This is a genomic window from Methylobacterium sp. WL8 (assembly GCF_008040045.1).
GTDB classification, from domain to species: Bacteria; Pseudomonadota; Alphaproteobacteria; order Rhizobiales; family Beijerinckiaceae; genus Methylobacterium; species Methylobacterium cerastii.
In genome coordinates, this window is sequence record NZ_VRVF01000158.1 from 1 (window position 1) to 3,412 (window position 3,412).

General features: G+C 64.4%; 4 protein-coding genes and 1 tRNA gene. 2 read left to right on the top strand and 3 right to left on the bottom strand.

The window, feature by feature from the left end:
* Positions 1 to 458 precede the first annotated feature (458 nt).
* A complete protein-coding gene (locus FV234_RS25500) occupies positions 459 to 701 on the bottom strand; it encodes a PilZ domain-containing protein (RefSeq protein WP_147832404.1) in 243 nt (80 codons plus the stop codon).
* Between the two features lie 129 nt (positions 702 to 830).
* Entirely contained in the window at positions 831 to 1,007 is a 177-nt protein-coding gene (locus FV234_RS26425; RefSeq protein ID WP_187273808.1) for a hypothetical protein, read from the bottom strand.
* Positions 1,008 to 1,222: 215 nt separating this feature from the next.
* On the opposite strand from FV234_RS26425, the gene FV234_RS25505 reads away from it, so the two are divergent.
* Positions 1,223 to 1,522 carry a hypothetical protein gene (locus FV234_RS25505; RefSeq protein ID WP_147832405.1) on the top strand — a complete coding sequence of 100 codons (300 nt, stop codon included), beginning with the start codon at positions 1,223 to 1,225 and terminating at the stop codon, positions 1,520 to 1,522.
* Between the two features lie 201 nt (positions 1,523 to 1,723).
* Positions 1,724 to 2,914, top strand: a complete 1,191-nt coding sequence (locus FV234_RS25510) for a site-specific integrase (protein ID WP_147832406.1) — start codon at positions 1,724 to 1,726, stop codon at positions 2,912 to 2,914.
* A gap of 14 nt (positions 2,915 to 2,928) precedes the next feature.
* Here the strand turns inward: FV234_RS25510 and FV234_RS25515 are convergent.
* Positions 2,929 to 3,004, bottom strand: a tRNA-Ile gene (locus FV234_RS25515).
* Positions 3,005 to 3,412 lie beyond the last annotated feature (408 nt).

Genomic DNA, 3,412 nt, shown 5'->3' on the forward strand with positions numbered 1-3,412 from the left:
CCTGCACCGGAGGTCGTCATCTGGCCAACGGAACCGAGCAGATCAGCGCCGCTCGCTCACCCCGCCATCGTCACACGGCCGACGATGCACTAACTTCGAACCTGGGCCACCGAATGGGGGCAGGCCAGGAAATGCAACGGTCGGCGACCGCATTTCCTCCGACACGTTCCATTTCTAGCAGCTAGTAGATCGGCGGGCTCAGGCCAAGATCGTCGCGGTGCCCGCCGCACTACCATCAACCGCCCCGGCGGTCCCACTATGAAGACTGGCTGATGGGTAAGCACCTTCGCATCTTCGACGCAGCCGAGATCACGGAAACCTCTCCACTGCGGCTCGCTGAAGCGGCCGAGATGGCGTTCCCCGACGGCAGTCGGCGTCATCCTCGCTCGTCATCGCTCGCCTGCTCAAGTGGAGGCGGCATGACCCCCAATAATCTCCGAGAAGGCGGAAGGGGCGGCCTACACTCGGAACTTCGCTCCGATGCTCTCATCGTTCCGCCAAGCGACCTCGCACACGAAGGTCTTGCCCAGGAATGGTGCCGTGAGGACGAAGATCGACGGCACGATCTCGGCCTGAGGGAGCGTCACGCGGATACCGTTCTCAGAAACAACGTAGACGATGCAGCCGACAGAGCTGTGTTCGTCGATGCTGATCGATCCGATTCCGTCGGTGCGTTCGCGGTGGGTGGCTCTGCGTTCCATAGATCGTTCAAGTCCGATGCAACCGATTGCAGATCCTCGCACGCACGGATGAAACCGATGCCTGGATTTTACCTAAAATCCGATCGATCCGGCTCCCGCATCCTACGCAGGGGCCGGCCGCTAAGGAGCCTATTCGCCCTCAGCTTTGTCAGACTGACCGGTTTTCGCGCCACCGTTCGGGTCAGTTTCGTCTTCGCCGGCGCCGTCGGACGCATCACGCCCTTGAGGCGTCAGCCTCGGCGCAGCGATATCATCTTCCGTCGCCTGCGAAGCGGGTGCATCCGGCTTCTTCGTGTCGTGGGGCATGTGCCTTTTCCTCTGCCGATCTCAGGCAATCACTTCCAACGCTTCCTCGACATCCAGCGTCATGACGCCGAGCCCAAGCGCGTAAGCTACCTCACGGAACATGCTCGTTCTCCTCGGACGGGTGCGGGGCATCGCGCCCTCGATTGCCGGACCTACCGCCCAAGTAGAGGAGTGTTCCGGGTGCAGTCGGCACAGGCGACGAGGGGGAGGGCAGCATGACCCAACGGGCCGTGATGATTTCTGGTCTGCGCTGGATCAAGGGCGAGGTCGGCTGCACCGATTTGGTGGACGAGGCCGGCACGATGCACGGCTACGTCATGCCGGTCCGAGGTCGAGGCGTGGCGGACTACGTCATCCGCCCTGGTCGAAAGAAGGGGCAGCCGCACGCGAAGTTCCTCAGCATCACCGAGCACCCCACCGACGAAACCGCCCGTAAGCACGTCGAGGCTGGCGTTGCGAGGCACGCTGCCGAACCTCATCCGCCCGCACGGGGACGGGGGCACGGGGATGGGTAAGCACCTGCGCATCCCCGATGCGTCGGAGATCACCGACACCTCTCCGCTGCGGCTCGCTGTGGCGGCCGAGATGGCGTTCCCCGACCGCACCATGACGGTGTCTGGTCTGCGCCGCGAGGCCGCCCGCGGCCACCTTGTCACGATGCGGATCGCCGGCAAGGATTACACGACCCTCGCGGCCGTCAACGAGATGATGCAACGATGCCTCGCCCGACCAAAGGCACGCGACTGTGGTTCCGAGAGCCGCGCTACGACGTCAAGACGGGCAAGCTCCGCGAGCGCGGCAGCTGGGTCATCCGCGACGGCGCAAAGTTTATCGCCACGGGATGCGCTCTTGATGAAGTTAGAGAGGCTGAAAGCAAACTCGCCATCTACATCGCAGAACGCAAATCGGCCGACCGCAGAATTAAGGACATTGAAAAGATAGACGTGGCCGAAGTCTTAGACTTCTACCACGACAAGACCCGCGAAAAGCAGGCCAACAAAGCGAAGCTCGACGAGCGCGTGATCCGGCTGACGAAATGGTGGGGCGGCCGCATGCTGTCCGACGTCACGGGAGAGACCTGTGAGGCATACGCTGCCTCCCGAGGTACGCCAGGCGGTGCCCGCCGCGACCTTCAGGATCTCGCCGCAGCGATCACCCTGCATCGCAAGCACGGACTGCACCGCGAGATCGTCGAGGTGCTTCTCCCCGAGAAAGGCGTCTCGCGCGATCGATGGCTGACCAGGAGCGAGGTCGCGCGCCTGCTGTGGACGTGCTGGCGCCATCGTGAGGTGCAGGTCTGGCAGCGCGGGACACGGGCGGGCAAGTCCGTAACGACGGACAAGCGTCCGCTTCGGCACATCGCCCGGTTCATCCTGATCGGTCTCTACACCGGCACCAGGGCAGGGGCCATCGCGACAGCCTCGCCCTATCGCGGCATCGGCCATTCCTGGGTCGATCTCGATGCCGGCCAGTTCCAGCGACTCGCCGAGGGCAAGAAGGCCACGAAGAAGCGCCAGCCTCTCGTGCGTCTTCCGTCGAGGCTTGTCGCGCACATGCGCCGGTGGCGGCTTAAGACCCACTTTATCGAATGGAACGGCAAGCCAGTCGCCTCGGTCAAGGTCGGCTTCGCGTCAGCCGTCCGACTCGCCGGCCTGGAGGGGGGGGTGCATCCGCATACCCTGCGGCACACCTCCGCGAGCTGGATGATGCAGAACGGTGAGGACATCGGCGAGATCGCCGGCTTCCTCGGGATGTCCCCTCAGATGCTCATCGACGTCTACGGCCACCACCATCCCGACTTTCAGGAAGCGGCCGCCGAATCGTTCAACATCCAGAACCGGAAGAAGCGTCAAAAAGTGGGCATTCCTGTGGGCGAGGTCAGCGCCGCCCGTCGGAATGTCGCCTAAGTCGCTGAAGGTATTGGTGGGCCCGGCAGGACTCGAACCTGCAACCAGACCGTTATGAGCGGTCGGCTCTAACCATTGAGCTACAGGCCCAAGCCGTTGATACGACGTGTACTTCGGCTGAACGATTCATCCGTCGAGCCCGTCGGCGACGCCGATGGTGCGTACCGCGAACGGAGCGCGACAGCAAGGGATGTCGTGCGCTTCGCCGGGCGCGGCCGCCCTTCGCTCGCGCGCCCGCTCCCATTCGGCCGGACGCGACAGACCCGCCTGTCCGCCACGGCATCGAGAGCCACGGCGGATCGAGGCGAGCCCTCAGGCACAGGATTAGGGCCGACCCACCGTTGCAGGCCGCGTTCCCATTTCGGGGGCACGCCCACGGTTCGGCCCCGCCCCGATCTGCTCACGGGGCGGGGGAACCCCGGATCTCACCAGCGTGAGCCGATACGCGACGCGGCTCGTGCGAAGGATGGCGCGGGGCGGTTAAGGCGGCCTCCACGG

What these genes read in the sequence shown, in the direction of transcription:
- FV234_RS26425 (WP_187273808.1), bottom strand. Translation starts at nt 1,007, where the DNA reads ATGCCCCACGACACGAAGAAGCCGGATGCACCCGCTTCGCAGGCGACG.
- FV234_RS25500 (WP_147832404.1), bottom strand. Translation starts at nt 701, where the DNA reads ATGGAACGCAGAGCCACCCACCGCGAACGCACCGACGGAATCGGATCG.
- FV234_RS25510 (WP_147832406.1), top strand. Translation starts at nt 1,724, where the DNA reads ATGCCTCGCCCGACCAAAGGCACGCGACTGTGGTTCCGAGAGCCGCGC.
- FV234_RS25505 (WP_147832405.1), top strand. Translation starts at nt 1,223, where the DNA reads ATGACCCAACGGGCCGTGATGATTTCTGGTCTGCGCTGGATCAAGGGC.